Source organism: Siminovitchia fordii DSM 16014 = CIP 108821 (genome assembly GCF_000374565.1).
GTDB lineage: Bacteria > Bacillota > Bacilli > Bacillales > Bacillaceae_C > Siminovitchia > Siminovitchia fordii.
In genome coordinates, this window is sequence record NZ_KB894686.1 from 1 (window position 1) to 15357 (window position 15357).

Consider the following 15357-nt stretch of genomic DNA (forward strand, 5'->3'; position numbering starts at 1 on the left):
GAGTTAATTTCATAATCCCGAGCCCTTGGGGCTCAAGGCTTTCAAGACGTAAAAAAATAGGCACCTCCCCAAATCCTGTATAATGTAAGTTACCACACAAACATAACAGACTGGAGAGATGCCCTATGTCCATTATACGTCAACCAAGCCTATTTGACATGCATGAATTATATGAGTTGGAACCTACCCACCACTTTGAGGCTGTTTTTTCGACAATCGATCTGAATCCTTTTTGGAATCTTTTCGATAAACCAAAAAAAGTAGGTGCCCCAAGAGAACTGAATTATGGTGCCATGGTCTATTCACTTATCGCTCGTGTGGTGGAGCGTATCGTGACAATCAAGGACCTAATCAAACGGTTAAAACGTGACCCGGTTTTTCGATATGACTGTGGGTTTCTTCACTCGGACCAAATTCCATCTGAAGCCTCCTATTCAAGGATGATTACTGTCATCAGCGAATCAAATGTGATGACACATATCCATGATGAACTGATTCTACTTGCCATCAACGAGGGGCATATCAGCGATGAAAACATCGCCTTCGATGCCACGCATTTTGAGGCAAGAGATCGTGCGCAAGCCTCCAAAAAGAAAGAAAAGCAGACACCGAAAAAGCGCGGACGCAAGCCGAAGGTGGAACGAGAGCAATGGTTAAAGGAAAAACAGGCTGCCGAAAACGCACGCCCGATTTATGAGAAAGAGATTGTTCACCAGCTATCCGAATCAGTGGAAACGTTGTATAAAGAAGCTCCCATCGAACCAAAATGGGGAATCAAGAAAAACAGTGATGGGAAAAATACCTTCTGGTTTGGTTATAAAGGACATTTAGCCGTCAGCACAAAGAGTCAATACATTCTAACGGGTATAATGACGTCAGGAAATCTCAATGATGGGAAGGCAGCCATCCCATTATTGAAGAAAATTGATCGGGATCTTCCAGCTTTATTTACCGCCGGTCTTTTCGATGCAGGTTATGATTATGAGCCCATATATCAGCAATTAATCAATCAGAATCTACAGGCTGTCATCCCATATAACCAGCGCAATGAAAGGGAAGTAGTTGGATACGATGAACATTTCGCACCTACATGCGTCCGGGAACATTCTTATCGTTACGACAGCTTCGACCAGAAGTACAAGACACTGAAATACACACGTCCAAAAGAATGTACAGTTTGCCCATTGCGACTCGATTCCCTTTGTCAAATGACCTTTAAGATCAGGCAATCGACGGATATCCGCAAGTACACACATCCAGCTAGAGGTTCGAAAAAGTGGAATGAACTTTACAAGGAACGCACAGCTGTTGAACGGGTTAATGCGTACTTAAAGGAATTCTTTGGACTCAATAATGTCCGTCATCGGACCGGTAAGAAAGCCAGGCTTCACTTCCAATTGGTGACGCTTGTTTACAATGCCTCAAAATTAGCCGCAGACCGGATCAGACTAGAAATGGAGCAACATTCGTTAAAAACAGCGTGATTAAATCGCAATACCTTTTTAAAAAAACATTAAAAAACATCGTAGGGTAACTCAACCCATTTTCAAAAACGTCAATTATGAAATCGATTCACACAACTGAATATTAACAGTTGGGTAGAATCATTTATAATATTTAATATAAAGGACCAAAAGAAGAAATACTTTAAATGTCAAACTCTATTTTATTACAATTCCATAAAAACTGATCGAACAAAATAATGAATAATACAAAAATAAAGTTTTTTAAAGTCATTTCTTATCTGTTAAACGTAATTAAACATGAAAGGTCCAGCTAAATAAAATAGTAAGAACATAAAAAGGGAGGCTTGGGAACATGTTAGACAAAACATAGATCAAGGAGTTGTAGTAGACTTAAAGCTTGACAGTTATTACTTCACTAATAAGGTACAATTTGCTGGTCATTATGTGGCAATGTATGGATATGACGACAGTTTTGCCTACCTGATTGATACAAAGCAACAGGGGGGAATGGTAAAAACAAGTCTTGAAAATTTGGCATTGGCAAGAAACGAAAAAGGTCCAATGTCTCAAAAAATCTGTCTTATACCATTAAGAAAAAAGAGGATATGCCAAATTTAAAGGATGTGATTATAACAGCAATCAAAAATAACGCTTTAGATTATAAGAATCCTCCTATCAAAAATTTGGGCTATAAAGGTATTAAGAAAACAATTGTAGAGATTAAGAAGTGGTTTGAGAGAAGTGAAAGTATTGAGGATGATTTAGTTTTAGCAGCCACACTAATGGAGCGAGGGGGAACTGGAGAATCCCTATTTAGAAATATGTATAGAGATTTCTTAAAAGAATGTTTGAGTATAGTTGATTATACTCCTTTACAAAATGGATATATTCTATTTACTAAAATCGCACCTATGTGGGAGGAGGTATCTAAGCTTATTAATAAGGCTGGAGAGACTCATGAATTACTATTCCTAAATCAGGCTTCTGATATTCTTTTAGAGTTATCAAACAAAGAATATGAAGCAATGAATCAACTATCAAGAATCTGTTGACTGCGATGCTTTCAAAAAATGAGTTTTAGAAAAGTGGATTCATGATTCTTGTTCCATTGGGGGGGATTGGGAACGGCTTCATACTGCCTTTGTTGCACCTCCTTTGGGCTCCCGTACATCTTTCGCAGCGGCCGGATGCGGCTTCTTACCGTATTTTCCCCAACTTCAATTTCCGGATCGTGCTCCTTTAGCCAGTCCCATATTTGAGTAGCGGAGAGGTCGGGGTATTCCCTCTGATTCTGGCAATGTATTGTTAAGGTATGAGTTGAAAAAAAGATATAGAAAATATCGACTACTTGCTGTGCTAACAGGTTATGAAAATTGACTAATTCGTTTGGTTTATGTTGGTATGATTTATTACGTAAAGGCAACTGTCTGGATCGAGCGCAAAATGACAGGATTTAGAGAAGTTAATAAGGTAACATGCCATTAAAGGAGTGAACCATATGGCACTGGTAGAATCATTACAAAAGACAATCGAATACATGGAAGCTCATCTGCTGGATGACATCACGATCAAAGACATTGCTGAACAAGCTCATCTATCTCCCGAGCACTGTACTAGAACTGGTGCAGTCAGGGCGTTTTCAAAGAGGCAAATGGTTTAAAAGGTTAGATAAAGAAGATAAAGGGCATGTTCGTCGTTCCCTTGAATCAGTGGGAATGTGGGAGATGCGTCATAAAAAGATAGGGGAATTATCAGGTGGATAAAAGCAGCGGATATCAATTGCTCGTGTGTTCTCAACAGATCCAGATTTGTTTATATTAGATGAACCTACAATTGGAATGGATGTACGTTCACGTAATGAATTTTATAAATTATTGAAGCACCAATAGTACAGAGCATGACAAGGGTATCTTAATGGTTACACACGATCATGAAGAGATTCGTCACTACGCTAATAAACACATTGAGTTGATACGGAAGGAGGACTCACCTTGGAGATGTTTTTCTATGGATTGATGCAAAGAGCTTTCCAAGCTTCATTTTTAATCTCATTAATCACTCCAATATTAGGATTGTTTTTGGTATTGCGTAGGCAATCACTAATGGCAGATACTTTATCCCATGTCTCGTTATCAGGGGTAGCGCTTGGTCTGTTAATTGGCATCAATCCGACATGGACCAATATTCTCGTGGTAATCATTATCGCAACTCTGCTTGCATTTTTGCGTCAAATTTATCGCACATATTCTGAAATTTCGATTGCCATATTAATGTCTGTCGGAATGGCAGTAGCGCTTGTCCTGATGGAAATAAGTGCTGGTGGAATTACATTAAGTGTAACGCAATTTCTATTCGGTTCTATTGTTACTATTCACAAAGAACAAATATGGATGTTACTAGGATTAACGATAATTATCGGATTATTATATTTAATATATCGAAAACCTATGTATGTTCTTACATTTGATGAGGAAACAGCTTTTAAAGCTGGCCTGCCTATTAAAACGATGTCGATTTTGTTTAATGTGTTAACAGGGGTCACAATAGCAGTAATAATGCCGATTGTCGGGGCTTTACTTGTCTCAGCCATTATCATTTTACCTGCAGCTATATCGCTTCGTTTAAGCAAAAGCTTCTACGGTGTCATATTAAATGAAATGGTCATTGCACTTGTCGGCATGTTAAGTGGTTTAGTCACTTCTTATGAATTGGGTACACCACCAGGCGCTTCCATCACAATAATTTTAATGTTGATTTTTGCAATCATAACACTTGCAAAGTACATGTTACATTACTTGAAATTTGATAGACTATTTAATAAAAGTCAAGGCTAGAATGAAATAAGCAGAAAAGACAAATCGAGTTTACATCGTAGAATTGTTATTTCAAATAATAAATTCCAAAACTCTACTTAATTCACAATGTATGAAAATCATTGAAGCCTTCAAACCAAATATATAAATAATTATAAAAAAGAACTAAAAGAATATTTCTACAAGCTATTATTAGAAAGAAGGATAGGTTATAAGCTGTTATATTAAGTTGGGGGCATAGATTGACAATATCGTAGTAATGTGTCTGCATAATAATATATAAGAGAAGCATTACCATTCATAACGAGAGAAATGGGGTTTTATAGTCACGATTAGAGCATTTTCAAGAAGTTCGACTAGCTGCTATAATATAATAGCCCATGCATTATACTTGGAGTTTAACAACATTCAAGTTATTATAGATAAATAAAATCCTTAATTAGGGTGATGATGAATGAAGTTTTCAAAGGCTACAGATTATGCTCTACATACGATGCTTTTTCTTACTGCAGCGACTCCGGATAAACCTGTGGGCGTTCAGCTGCTTGCTGAGAAGCAAAAGGTGTCACCAACTTATCTGTCCAAGATACTGACCAAGCTAGTAAAGGCTGGTATGATTGAATCCATAACAGGAGTGAATGGTGGATATAGACTGAAACGAAATTGGGAGGATATTTCGTTTCTTGACATTATTCATGCGATTGAGGGATCTGCCTCTTTGTTTGATTGTAGTTTCGATCACGGACCAGATTGTCCGATTCAAAGAGTAGTATTGGAAGCAGAGGAAAAAATGGAAGAGCATTTGAGAAATAAAAAAATGTCCGATCTTGTGCGGGAAATGAACATCGTTTTCTAGCACATATTCTTTCAACCAATTATAGATAATAAGTGTCTCTATAGTCTTTAATGAAATTATAATAAAAAATTAGGAGAATCCAAAAATGAACATGTATAAAAGGACCGTATAAGTTGATTCAAGATACAGCGATTTTTAATCCGGTATTGTGAAACGATGTCCCCGGAAGATTATAGGAAAGAGATCGAAAGTTAAGGAAGAGTTTCTGTACGTAGTCTGCATATTCATATCGCTGACTGTCATCGAATTTTACTAGGGATTTATGACTGAAAAATCTATATACAGAGTAAAATCAGCGCCTATCGATGATGTTTCAAAGATGTGCAAATTATTTAAAAGTCGAATGAGCTAGTGGATAAGTTCTTATGTAAGGAGGTGATGCCAACATGTAACATCGTAGCAGAGTGAGAATACAGTATTTCAGTAGTACTGGTTAGGTCTTAACTACATATGAGATGTACAGAGTAATTATTGGGCGTATACACATTTGGAAAGTTAAACTAATAAGAGGAAGGGAGTTAATCATGAAGGAAGTTGATGTTGTTATTATTGGAGGAGGTCCTGCTGGTTTAAGCGCTGGACTTATACTAGGACGGGCTAGGAAGAAGACGTTGATTATCGATGAGGGGCAACCGCGTAATGCAGTGACTAGAGAGGCTCATGCCTTTTTAACACGTGATGGCATTAGCCCACATGAATTTAGAAATATTGCTAAATCGCAGCTTCACACTTATCCGTCAGTTTCACATTTGGAAGATACTATCGAGTTGATAGAAGGTGAAGATGGTCAATTTTTGTTGGAAACTGCTTCAGGGTTGAAGATAGCCACTAGAAAACTGTTGTTTGCTATCGGAATGAAGGATCGCGATCTTGGCATACCAGGGTTGGCGGAGGTCTATGGTAAGAGCGCATTTGTATGCCCGTATTGTGATGGCTGGGAACTAAGAGATCAGCAATTAGTTGTCATAAACAGAGGAGCAGCGCTAATGCATTTTGTCCCATTGATTTACGGGTGGACAAAGCAGTTTGTAGTTTGTACAAATGGTCCCAATGAATTAAGTGAAGCAGAACGTGAAGAATTGCGTGCGCATAATATCCCGTTATTTCATTCACCAATTCATTCCATCCAATCAAATCAAGGCATGGTAAGGCATGTTAAGCTTGAGGATGGAACAGAAATTCCATGCACAGGAATTTTCTTCAAGGCAGAATTGGTACTTGGATCGGAATTACCTGTCGCACTTGGTTGCCGGATGTTGGATACTGGAATAATTGAAGTCGATGAGTTTGGAAAAACAAGTGTACCTGGTGTTTATGCAGCTGGGGATGCAACTACACACTTGCACCAATCTATTGTTGCAGCTGCTTCAGGAGCTGTATCCGCAGCCGCAATAAACGGAGAATTAAATCGAGAAGAATGGCATAAGAACAACGTTTGATTCAAATTCTAAATATATTTATAAAGAGGACTTTAAATTTATAATGTACCCTTTATAAAAGACACTTTTATAAGGCCAAGCTACTTGAAGAAAGTGATTCCAGTACTATGAAATACTCCTCATTACCATTTATGAATCAACTCTTTAGAAAAGGTGGCAGGGTCACTCCTGCACGATTTGCCACTGTGCAAAATGGTCCTAAAACAGGTCTGTCAATAAATTTGTGGAATTGACCATAAAAATATTTAGTCGGTGTGGAGGATAATCCTGTCCACGAAGCGGATAGACAACCAGAGGTGCGATTATTTCCACAAAAAAGGAGCCATTCCTTCTTTAAACTGTACCCTTTGTAAAGGACAATCATAAAAAAGCTAGGCAGACTTAAGAAGGTGATCTCTGTATTGAATAGGGGTCATCTTTTTTAGGTTCCATTGATATCTGTAACGGTTATAGTAAATCATGTATTTTAAACATGACTTTTGATACACTGTTTCAGGAGGTGTTTTTATATGACTGCCAAGGGCAAAATAACATTGCCACAAAAAAGTACAGTTATTTTTACCGTAACTATTCTTTATACTATTTTGATACTATATTTTATTTTTTTCGCTTTCGGCAGAATAGGTGCATCTACAAGCACGACTGGGGTCACCTTTATTTTTTTTCCGATTGAGTTCTACCATTTGCCAAAGATTTCTGATTTTCTGCATCCTACTCTGATGGATTTCGTAGATCTAGGAAATGTGGCAGCCTTTATTCCATTCGGCATATTGATTCCATTGTTATTCCGTGTGAAGTTTATTCGTTTCTTTTCATTGTTCTTCCTGTCTATTCTCGTGATCGAAACCATACAGGCACTAACTTTGCTCGGAAGCTTTGATATTAACGATGCCATTCAAAACTCTCTAGGCGCAAGCATCGGATTCGGAGCGTACAAACTAGGGTATCGAACAAAAAACTTTTGGCTAAATATGGCTATTACCGGTATCACGTGTATTGTTATTCTAATCGGGGTATTAGCAATTTGCGGAATTGTGGAGAAAACGTTCACCAAAGCAGAGGGTCCCTTTATAGCTTTAAATGAACTGAAAAATAGTTCCGGGCATACAACAGCGGGAACAAAACCGTACAGCTTTAAAGTTAGCGGTCAAAACGTCGAACCTGGATATAATATATTTGGCGCCAAAGGCAAAGGAAGTGAAACCTACACTTATACGTCCAAGAAGGAGATTATTTTTTCATTTTATTATGGAATACCGGACTTAATGGATAGTGATGGAAGTATACGAGTTTTAGTCGATGGTCGTGAGGTATTATCCGGCTCTGGAACGGAGCAACTGAATTATCCGGAATTGTTTCCACAAATGTTTGAAATTCCACTTGAACGTGCAAGTAAGATTACGATAATCGTTAAGGGGAATGAAAAGCTTTGGGATGTAGGGTTTAGGGAAATGAAATATTTCTGGAAATGATCCAAACGTTTTGTTCAAGATAATGGTCTTTTTTCTTTTTCCCACCCCAAACATGTGGTGCTAGTATATTTTCATGGACACATCCTAGTTAGTTTCATAATTTTTGAGGAATAAGATTAAGAAGAGGTGTGTCCAATGAAAGGCCATAATAAAAACCAAAATAAATTTAATGAAGATTTCAAAAGGATGGTTGTGGAATTATATCAATCTGGCACTCCAGTCAAGCAATTAACCAGCGAATATGGCGTATCTGATGTCTCCATTTATAATTGGGTCAAAAAGTTTTCTCCCGTCAAATTTGAAGATGGAACCGTGGCAACGGCGGATGACTATACCAAGATTCAAAAGGAGCTTCGCCGGCTGCAGGAAGAAAATGAAATCTTAAAAAAGGCTATGGCCATATTCGCGAAAAGGTAAGCCAATCTGCAGTAGCTTCCGTGATTGATCAACATAAAGACCAACATCCCATCCAAACTATGTGCGAAGTCTTGGAATTGCCGCGAAGCTCCTACTACCTAACACTCCAAGAAACCGAATCCAAGCGTGAGCGGGAAAACAAGGAGCTGACAAAAAGGATCAAAGAGATCCACGAAGAAAGCAAAGGGCGTTATGGAGCCCCAAAAATTCACCAATATCTCTGTGCGGAAGGATATAGAGTAAGTCTGAAACGTGTACAGAGACTGATGAAAAAAGAGGGCATCCGTTCCATCGTCATTAAAAAATATCGGCCAACACCAAGCAAAGAAACAGTTATCGAACGCGAGAATATCCTGGCCAGGGACTTTTCTACGACCACCATCAATGAAAAATGGGTGGCCGATATTACGTATATCCATACATTAAAGGATGGCTGGTGCTACCTTGCTTCTGTGATGGACCTGCATTCAAAGAAAATCGTAGGCTATTCCTTTTCTTGTACAATGACAACAGACCTGGTGATTAAAGCATTGGATAACGCCTATGCCACGCAGCTACCACCAGAGGAGTTAATTCTGCACAGTGACTTGGGTTCCCAATATACGAGTGAGGCTTTCATGGAAGAGGCTGAGTCAAAAAAGATCAGACAATCATTCAGTCGAAAGGGCTGCCCGTACGATAACGCCTGTATTGAATCCTTCCATGCTATTTTGAAGAAGGAAGAAATACATCACGTAACTTATCTGGATTACGCCTCTGCAAAGATTCATCTCTTCCAATACATTGAAGGCTGGTATAATCGAAAGCGAATGCATGGCAGCCTTCAATATAAGACCCCACAACAGGTTGAAGATGAAATCCGGGTGGCGGCTTAGTCACTGCATCATGTCTGAGCACGGCGCTTTACATGGAGGGGGGCATGTTAGGCTCGTCCGCCTGCGAAAGGATTGTTTGACCCTTTCGCCCTTCGCAAGACACCCATGCCCATAGAGGCTCCATGTCAAGCGACATAGACCAACCCACTCTTATGAAATGGAGCTCTGTCCAATCCACCATCTATTTTGTGTCCAGAATATTGGCGTAGATCCAATTATACGATTTACAGTGCTATGAATATTAATTTATTTAATAGGGTTTTTCAACACTATAATCCGAATACCCAAAAGAAAAAGAAATTCAAAGAAGTTGAAGCTACTTTCATAAAATTGTTACCTGATCAATTCCCGAATTGGGGTCAAATAGGCTATGAATGGGTTTATGAAGAAATCTATGGTGCTGACTTTTCACCACTGACTAAAGCAATGGAGGAGGGTTATTTTTAACCCTCTTTCTACACTATTTTCCGATTACCCCATAAAAATATAACCAAATAAAAATCTTAAATAAAGTGTTTGAGCCTCAATTGATTTTCAAAAGTCATTGCATATGCATGTTAAAACCATGGATAATATTTCCCATACTTGGAACTGGAGATAAAAAGAGGACATATAACGTTGATTTATCGTGGTATTAATAAAACCATATTTGAAAAGTTCGATTAAAATATAATAAAAACCTGGTTATAGCTATTTTCAAGTACTTATTTTTTTATCAATTAATTCACTTACTATTGGCTATATTATTTAATATTTCTTAAGCCTTACGATAAACATTATTCTACTTGAACACCTTTAATTTGATACTATTTTCCGATTAACCAATTTCTTTAACCCCACCATTATACTTATAGATGATAATAATTTCTGATTTTTGGAAAGTGGATGATGACCTTCGTATATTTCCCATCTTCTGAATGAATGGAAAGGTCATGTCCTAATTTAAGAGCCATTTCTTTTGCAAGGTAGAGACCTAAACCGGTAGATTTGGTATGACTTCTCCCAATAGATCCTGTAAATCCTTTTTCAAATACGCGGCTGATATCCTCTGGCTTAATTCCAATGCCTGTATCTTGAATCTGTAGCCGCTTTTCTTTTAGATCTTCCTCAAATTGTACGGAGATTTCCCCGCCTTCACCTGTATATTTTAAAGAATTTGAAAAAACTTGATCCATAATAAAACCAAGCCATTTACTGTCGGTATGGACAACCTGTTCAATATTGTCCATATGAAAACGAATTTGCTTGTTAATAAAAGATTTGGCAAATTTCTTTACACTGTTTTTAGCAACTTGATCCAACACTACCTCGGAAATAAAATAATCTTTGGAAAAAGAATCAATGCGAGAATAATAAAGAGCCTGCTCCACGTAATTTTCGATTCTATCCAACTCATCTTCAAACTTGTCCACAAGGTATTCAACAGTTCTTCCATTACTGTTTTCCATAAGCAAGCGACCTGCCGCAATCGGAACCTTGACTTCATGAATCCAAGATGTAATAAAGTCTTGATGATCCATTTTTTCGTTATACAACTTTTGTAATTGATCGCCATGCACACTATTTACTTTTTTTAATAACTCAAGATATAACAGTTGTTCATCGTTTCGCGGTTTAGGCAGAGTTGCGAGAAATTCTTCATGATTACTTTCAACCAAATCATTTAATTCCCGATAAAATTCTCTATTGTAATAGTATTCGATGATTACGTATATAGCTACAATAAAAAAGATAACCACATTGGTATATACGATATTACTTACAGTGTTTCTGGAATCTGTGCTCACAATCGTCATCAAAGAAACAAAGAACATAATGATCACGTTTAATATAAAGAAATTCCGTTTATCTTTTAGATATTGAAAGAAACTCATTGGATAATATAACCTTGTCCTTTCTTAGTCATAATGAAGTGTTCTTTTCCAAGTTCAGCAAGCTTTTTACGCAGACGAGCAATATTAACCGTCAATGTATTTTCGTCTACGAAATTTTCATTCTTCCAAAGGCTACGCATCATTTTCGTACGACTGACGATGGTTCCTTTATTTTTCATCAGGATTTTCAAAATAAGAAATTCTGTTTTCGTGAGTTCCGACTTTCGATCTCCATGTAAGGCCTCTCCGTTCTCAAGGTTTAATATAATTCCATCATGTTCGATTGTCTTAGACTGTGTTTCCATGTAGGAATACGTTCTGCGGAGGAGTGCATTAATTTTTGCAATCAATACATCCATATGGAAAGGTTTTTGAATATAATCATCTCCTCCCATGTTTATCGACATCACTATATCCATTGGTGTATCACGGGAAGAGAGAAAGATCATAGGGACCTTTGAAATTTCTCTGATTTTATTACACCAGTAAAATCCGTCAAACGATGGCAAATTGATATCCATGATGACTAGGTGAGGATCATGATTAAGAAATACCTGCATGATTTGGTCAAAGTCTTCGATCTTAACGGTTTCAAAACCCCACTTTTCTAATGTTTCCCCTACCATATCACGAATGGTCAAATCATCTTCCACAATCATGATTTTCATTCCTCTTCCCTCCAAACAATCATCCTTCTTTAACATCATATTAATTGAATATCGACCAACATACAAAGAAAATATCGTGTTTAAACATATTTTTTATCAATGTGACGAAAATGTAAGGTTACGAGATCAAGCTGTAAGTTTATATAAAGGGCACCTATTGTAAAATAAAAACGTAAAACAAAACAACTCTGAATGGAGGATTTAAATATGAAAACTATTGTCGAAGCAAAACAAATAAAAAAAGTCTATGGTGCAAAGGGAAATGTATTTTCAGCTTTGGAGGATATAGACTTAACCGTCATGGAAGGTGAATTCGTCGGTATTATGGGTCCCTCGGGTGCTGGTAAATCAACTTTACTAAATATATTGGCAACAATTGACGAGCCGACTGCTGGTGACATCGTGGTTGACGGAATCAATTTGACAAAGATGAATGAAGAGCAATTATCTGCCTTTCGCCGTGACAAACTTGGTTTCCTTTTCCAAGACTATAATTTATTAGATACTCTAACTGTGAAAGAAAATATTATCTTGCCGTTAGCCTTGGCAAAATTGAACGTTAAGGAATTGGAACGAAGAGCAGATGAAGTGGCAGATAAGTTTGGCATTCGCGACATTTTAAATAAGTACCCGTATCAAATTTCTGGGGGACAAAAGCAACGCACGGCAGCATCACGCGCGATTATTTCAAAGCCAAACCTAATATTGGCAGATGAACCAACAGGTGCGTTGGATTCGAAATCAGCAACAGACTTATTAGAAAGTTTAAAGGATCTTAATGAACAAGACAAGGCAACAATTTTAATGGTTACCCATGATGCTTATGCGGCAAGTTATTGTAATCGCGTCTTATTTATTAAAGACGGTAAAATCTTCACAGAACTTGTGAAAGGGAAAAGATCCCGCAAAGAATTTTTCAACAAGGTGTTGGATGTTCTATCCGCACTGGGGGGTGGAGCAAATGACGTTATTTAGTTTAGCAAGGAAAAATATTAAAGGTAACTTCAATAATTATTTTGTCTATTTTGTTACGCTCGTCTTCAGCATGGTTATTTATTATACGTTCACTTCCTTGCAATATAGCGAAAAAATTCAGGAAAGCATTGAATTGTCGGATACAATGAGTTTCATGTTTGGGGTATCATCAATTATCTTAATTTTATTCGTAGCAATCTTTATTTTGTACTCCAATTCATTCTTCACAAGAAAAAGGAAGAAAGAAGTCGGATTGTACGCCATACTTGGTTTACGCAAGAAAACCATTGCAAAAATGTTATTTTATGAAAATTTGATTATGGGAATCATTGCAATAGTTATTGGAATTATTCTTGGAACCTTACTTTCCAAATTATTTGCAATGATTTTAATAAAACTTATGGGTTCAATTGCCGAGGTGGACTTCGGTATTTCCATTCTAGCGATTACCCAAACAGTCATAGTCTTTATGGTCATTATTTTATTCACTTCCGTTCAAGGTTACCGTTTGATTTATCGTTTTACATTAATCGAATTATTCTATGATGAGAAAAAAGGTGAACAAATTCCAAAGGTTTCACTTATATCGGCTGTTATCGGAGTTATATTGCTTGTCGTTAGTTACTGGCTGATATTAAAACCATTTCCTGACGAATTTACTACGGAATATTTAATGAAAAATTATGGTATTGCTTTTGTTGCTCTCGTCATTGGCACCCATTTATTTTTTCGATCTGTAACGGTCTATTTATTAAGATTATCACAAAAAAATAAGTCGCGTTATTACAGAGGAACTAGAATAATTGAAACATCTCGCTTACTGTTTCGTATTAGAGGGAATGCACGTACCTTTACAGTCATTGCATTGTTGAGTTCTGCAACGATCTGTTTCTTAGGTGCAACTTACAGTGGGTATTACAGCAACGAAAAAAGAGCTGAGGAAGTTGTTCCGTTCAGCTATTCGCATTTGTCAAAAGGTCCAGAATTTGATTCGCAGGTGGAGAGAATAATAAAAGCAGATCATCGACATCCAATAAAAGCCCAACTAGACATACCCGTCATTCAGGTAAAAGGAATACTCTCATTTCAACTGGATTATGACATAAATCCTGTGCAATTAATCTCAGAAAGTACATTTAATAAAGCAGCGAATGCTTTAAATAAGGATGAAACAGTCTTACTATCAAGAAATCAAGCAGCAGTAATCCAGCCAAGGTTTACTGAATATACGAAGTCGGTTTTTAAAGGAGAAAATATAACGATTCAATTGCCTCAAGGAAGCAGCGAACTGCCATTTGTTCATATGGTTGAAAGTAATGTGCTACCTTTCGATTATCCCGATTTCTTTCTCGTAGTCAGTAACGAAATGTTTGCTGAGATAGCCAAAAAAGAGGCTCCATTAACTTATAAAGTATATGAAGTGGAAAATGAAGTAACGGCACAAGCCACATCAAAGAAAGTAAATAAACTGGTTGGAAACGATTTTCAAGTTTCTTCATCATTTTATACGGAGTATAAGCAAGGTAAAGAAGGAAACGCAATTACTCTTTTTATTTTTGGATTTTTGGGGCTTGTATTTTTAGCGGCAAGTGGAAGTATCATTTATTTCAAACAGTTAACAGAAGCGAATGAGGCGAAAGGACAGTATGAAATCCTTAGAAAAATCGGTGTCAATAAAAAGGATATACGTAAATCAATCAAAAGGCAGTCATTATTTGTGTTTGGATTGCCACTAACCGTAGGAATATTGCACAGTTGTGTGGCATTGTACTTTACTAGCAACTTTATTTCTAATCTCATTGGAATCAATCTTATCTTCCCTATTCTAATGGCTATAGTCTTCTTTGTTATCATCTATGCAGTCTATTACGTATTAACTGTTAATACGTACAATCGCATTGTAAACAAATAAGAGCGAAACATCTCTCGAATGTTCGGTTCGGGGGGTGTTTTGTCATGTATTCCTTTGTTAAAAAAATCCTCATTACTCTGGAATCTAGATCGATTATATTATTGAAGATCAAATTGAACATCCTTAAATCTTCTAACAACAAAAAATGATAACTCCTATACAAAATGTATCGCCAATAGAAACACAATTCAGTCTGTAATATCAGAAATGATGCCATATTCTTTCATTAATTTATTTTTAACCATGTAATATTCTTTCTTGGTAATCAATTTACGGGTTAGCAGTTGTTTTAACATAGCAATTTGCATACTATAAGGAATCAAGTTCTGTTTCAAAAAACACGCCCCCTTATAATTAATCAATTAAGACGGCTGTTGGTACAGCTCCACGGGAATTTCACCCCTGCTGCAAGTATTCCTTCCAGCTCTACTCATAGCTTGCGACGCTTTGAACGCTCGAACCATGACGGTAGAGGAGTATCATTATCTATACTGATGGGTTATCGCCAACAATCCACCACGATTGCATTAGATTCATAGATTATCGCTCGTTTCTAACGAAAGTCATGGCGTATGAATCAAGTGGCTCGT

The 15357-nt window shown here is 37.1% G+C and carries 15 protein-coding genes and 2 pseudogenes; 13 read left to right on the plus strand and 4 right to left on the minus strand.

The window, feature by feature from the left end; all coding sequences use genetic code 11:
* Nucleotides 1-125: 125 nt before the first annotated feature.
* The 8 genes and pseudogenes from C509_RS0103870 (at nt 126) to C509_RS0103895 (ending at nt 6574) form a co-directional block, all read left to right on the plus strand.
* Nucleotides 126-1484 (plus strand): IS1182 family transposase, encoded by a 1359-nt coding sequence (locus tag C509_RS0103870; protein ID WP_018705594.1) that lies wholly within the window; start codon nt 126-128, stop codon nt 1482-1484.
* 312 nt (nt 1485-1796) lie between these two features.
* Entirely contained in the window at nt 1797-2084 is a 288-nt protein-coding gene (locus C509_RS27430) for a BtrH N-terminal domain-containing protein (RefSeq protein ID WP_077735397.1), read from the plus strand.
* Nucleotides 2042-2518 carry a DUF4872 domain-containing protein gene (locus tag C509_RS25000; RefSeq protein WP_281168054.1) on the plus strand — a complete coding sequence of 159 codons (477 nt, stop codon included), beginning with the start codon at nt 2042-2044 and terminating at the stop codon, nt 2516-2518. The genes C509_RS27430 and C509_RS25000 overlap by 43 nt, the downstream gene beginning before the upstream one ends.
* Before the next feature lie 446 nt (nt 2519-2964).
* Nucleotides 2965-3126: a helix-turn-helix transcriptional regulator gene (locus tag C509_RS25335; protein ID WP_018705595.1), complete on the plus strand. Its 162-nt coding sequence runs from the start codon at nt 2965-2967 to the stop codon at nt 3124-3126.
* A pseudogene (locus C509_RS26870) lies at nt 3068-3482 on the plus strand (metal ABC transporter ATP-binding protein); the annotation flags it as partial. The gene C509_RS25335 and the pseudogene C509_RS26870, both read left to right, overlap by 59 nt.
* Nucleotides 3458-4300, plus strand: a complete 843-nt coding sequence (locus tag C509_RS0103885; RefSeq protein ID WP_018705596.1) for a metal ABC transporter permease — start codon at nt 3458-3460, stop codon at nt 4298-4300. The pseudogene C509_RS26870 and the gene C509_RS0103885, both read left to right, overlap by 25 nt.
* Nucleotides 4301-4733: 433 nt before the next feature.
* Entirely contained in the window at nt 4734-5135 is a 402-nt protein-coding gene (locus C509_RS0103890) for an RrF2 family transcriptional regulator (protein WP_018705597.1), read from the plus strand.
* A 524-nt stretch (nt 5136-5659) separates the two neighbouring features.
* Nucleotides 5660-6574: an NAD(P)/FAD-dependent oxidoreductase gene (locus C509_RS0103895; RefSeq protein WP_018705598.1), complete on the plus strand. Its 915-nt coding sequence runs from the start codon at nt 5660-5662 to the stop codon at nt 6572-6574.
* Nucleotides 6575-6945: 371 nt separating this feature from the next.
* Here C509_RS0103895 and C509_RS27620 read toward each other — a convergent pair.
* A pseudogene (locus C509_RS27620) lies at nt 6946-7041 on the minus strand (hypothetical protein); the annotation flags it as partial.
* Nucleotides 7042-7083: 42 nt separating this feature from the next.
* On the opposite strand from C509_RS27620, the gene C509_RS0103900 reads away from it, so the two are divergent.
* The 3 genes from C509_RS0103900 to C509_RS0103915 all read left to right on the plus strand — a co-directional run bounded on the left by C509_RS0103900 (nt 7084) and on the right by C509_RS0103915 (nt 9785).
* Entirely contained in the window at nt 7084-8046 is a 963-nt protein-coding gene (locus C509_RS0103900) for a VanZ family protein (RefSeq protein ID WP_018705599.1), read from the plus strand.
* A gap of 135 nt (nt 8047-8181) precedes the next feature.
* Nucleotides 8182-9338 (plus strand): IS3 family transposase gene (locus C509_RS0103910; RefSeq protein ID WP_099098546.1). Its coding sequence is split into 2 segments (ribosomal slippage): nt 8182-8425 and nt 8425-9338, totalling 1158 coding nucleotides; the frame shifts between segments, so codons are not numbered across the junction.
* A gap of 234 nt (nt 9339-9572) precedes the next feature.
* Nucleotides 9573-9785 carry a hypothetical protein gene (locus C509_RS0103915; protein WP_033369738.1) on the plus strand — a complete coding sequence of 71 codons (213 nt, stop codon included), beginning with the start codon at nt 9573-9575 and terminating at the stop codon, nt 9783-9785.
* Between the two features lie 401 nt (nt 9786-10186).
* On the opposite strand, the gene drcS is transcribed toward C509_RS0103915, so the two are convergent.
* Complete coding sequence (drcS, locus tag C509_RS0103920) at nt 10187-11212, minus strand: daptomycin efflux sensor histidine kinase DrcS (protein WP_018705603.1); 1026 nt, start codon at nt 11210-11212, stop codon at nt 10187-10189.
* A complete protein-coding gene (drcR, locus tag C509_RS0103925) occupies nt 11209-11880 on the minus strand; it encodes a daptomycin efflux response regulator transcription factor DrcR (protein ID WP_018705604.1) in 672 nt (223 codons plus the stop codon). The genes drcS and drcR overlap by 4 nt, the downstream gene beginning before the upstream one ends.
* A 207-nt stretch (nt 11881-12087) precedes the next feature.
* Here drcR and drcA point away from each other — a divergent pair, with 207 nt between their 5' ends.
* Both drcA and C509_RS0103935 read left to right on the plus strand, forming a co-directional pair.
* Nucleotides 12088-12855 carry a daptomycin efflux ABC transporter ATP-binding protein DrcA gene (gene drcA, locus C509_RS0103930; RefSeq protein ID WP_018705605.1) on the plus strand — a complete coding sequence of 256 codons (768 nt, stop codon included), beginning with the start codon at nt 12088-12090 and terminating at the stop codon, nt 12853-12855.
* Entirely contained in the window at nt 12842-14767 is a 1926-nt protein-coding gene (locus tag C509_RS0103935) for an ABC transporter permease (protein ID WP_018705606.1), read from the plus strand. Before drcA ends, C509_RS0103935 begins: the two co-directional genes overlap by 14 nt.
* Before the next feature lie 188 nt (nt 14768-14955).
* Here C509_RS0103935 and C509_RS0103940 read toward each other — a convergent pair whose 3' ends face one another.
* A complete protein-coding gene (locus C509_RS0103940; RefSeq protein WP_018705607.1) occupies nt 14956-15102 on the minus strand; it encodes a hypothetical protein in 147 nt (48 codons plus the stop codon).
* Nucleotides 15103-15357 lie beyond the last annotated feature (255 nt).